Genomic DNA, 1,834 nt, shown 5'->3' with positions numbered 1-1,834 from the left:
GAGCTGCGGCCGGCGGGTTCGCACCGCGGCGCGCGCGGTCCAGAAGGCGGCGGCCGCGCGCTGGGCGGGGGTGGCGTTCTCGGCCCGCGCCGCCTGCTCGAACTGGGCCAGCGCCAGATCCGCCCGGCCCATGCCCCAGGCGGCGAGGCCGGCGACATAGGCCGGCTGCGCGAGCTGGGGCTGGCCCCGCGCGGTGGCGGCGGCGATGCGGTAGGCCTCCTCGTCCTGACCGCGATGGAAGGTGGCCAGCGCCACCTCGCTGCGCAGCAGGGCGGCATAGCTGCCACTGGCCCCGCGGCCGACGGCCTGCAGCGCGCCCTCGGCATCGCCCTCGGTGGCGCGGCCGCGCACCAGCCGGTCGAGCCGCGCGTCGCGGCTGATGTCGCGGGAGGCCGGATCGCGCTCCTCGGGCACCACCTCGGCATCGGCGGCGAGGGAATCGTCCTGCGGAATCGGCGGCTGCGGCGCGTCGCGGGGCAGGCGGCGGCTCAGCAGGGCGTGGATCGCCGTGGCATCGGGATGGTCGGCGTACTGGGCGAGCCAGCCGTGGAGATCCGGCAGCCCCGGCTCGGCGAGACCGGGCCGCAGCCAGCGGTCGGCCAGCACATGGCCCATCAGCCGGCGGTCCTCCAGCCGGGCGGCCTCCTCCAGGGCGGCCGGCATCTGGCCGGCGGCCTGCAGGGCGAAGATGCGTCTCAGCCGGGCCGCGTCAGTGGCCGCCAGAGGTTGGGGAAGCCCCGGGCGTGCCGGGCCGTCCACCATCGCCGCCGGGGTGGCATGAGTGACGCTCAGGGCCCGCTCGATGGGGGCGGTCGGTCCGGCCCCTTGCGCCATGGCCGGGACCTGAGCCCCGAGACACAGCGACGCCGCCCATCCCAGGCCGAGTGCCAGGGCGGGTGAGCGAAGGGCCATGGTGCGGATCGCGCGCATGGCCTTCCGGCGTTAACGAAATGGTGAGGTGGCGGCAAGCGCCAAGGGCGGGACGGGTCTCGCCCGCTGAGACCAGGTCGGGAAACAGCCGGGCTTTCGTCAGGAACGGCAATCACTATTCCGTGATGCCGGGCTCCGCCACCCCATCCGCCAAGGGCCCGGCGCCATCCAGCGCGCGACGCAGCATCAGCAGATCGGCCCAGGCCTCCCGCTTGGCCGCCGGGTTCCGCAGCAGATAGGCCGGATGCAGGCTGGGCAGGGCGGGCACGCCGCCCGCCTCCGGCGGCAGGTCGCGCCAGCGGCCCCGCAGGCGGGTGATGCCCTCGCGCGCGCGCAACAGCGCCTTGGCCGCCGTGCCGCCCAGCATGACCACCCGCCGCGGCCGCACCAGGGCGATGTGCCGCAGCACCACCGGCAGGAACAGCGCGATCTCGGCATCCGTCGGCGTGCGGTTGCCGGGAGGGCGCCAGGGCAGGATGTTGGTGATGTAGAAGCCCCGCTCCGGCGCCTCCGCCTGCCGGTCCAGCCCGATGCTGGCCAGCATGCGGTCGAGCAGCTGGCCGGACTGCCCGACGAAGGGCCGGCCCAGCCGGTCCTCCTCGGCCCCCGGCGCCTCGCCGATCAGCATCAGCCCCGAGGCCGGGTTGCCATCCGCGAAAACCAGGTTGGTCGCGGTGTCGCGCAGCGGCGTGTCGATCCGGCGGATGGCCTCGCGCAGCGCCTCCAGGGTGTCCGCCGCCGCCGCCAGGGCGGTGGCGCCGAGCACGGGCGGGGCCATGGGCAGCAGCGATGGCGGCGCGGGCGAGGCGGCGGGGGCGGACGGGGCACGCCGCGCCGGAGCCGGCCGGGGATCGGATGGCGGCTCGGGCGGCGGCTCGGGCGCGGCCTGGGGGGGGGGGGGGGG

1 protein-coding gene and 1 pseudogene are annotated in these 1,834 nt (G+C 76.8%); both read right to left on the bottom strand.

Features of this window, described 5'->3' with window-relative positions:
* Positions 1-834: pseudogene (locus tag ACVMLK_RS20915) on the bottom strand (lytic transglycosylase domain-containing protein); the annotation flags it as partial.
* A 211-nt stretch (positions 835-1,045) separates the two neighbouring features.
* Entirely contained in the window at positions 1,046-1,708 is a 663-nt protein-coding gene (locus tag ACVMLK_RS20910; RefSeq protein WP_457487524.1) for a uracil-DNA glycosylase, read from the bottom strand.
* Positions 1,709-1,834: the final 126 nt, after the last annotated feature.

This window comes from Teichococcus aerofrigidensis (assembly GCF_054073225.1).
The sequence above is the reverse complement of the archived record's forward strand: the minus strand, read 5'-3'. Positions and strand labels throughout refer to the sequence as shown.

What these genes read in the sequence shown, in the direction of transcription:
- ACVMLK_RS20910 (WP_457487524.1), bottom strand. Translation starts at nt 1,708, where the DNA reads ATGGCCCCGCCCGTGCTCGGCGCCACCGCCCTGGCGGCGGCGGCGGAC.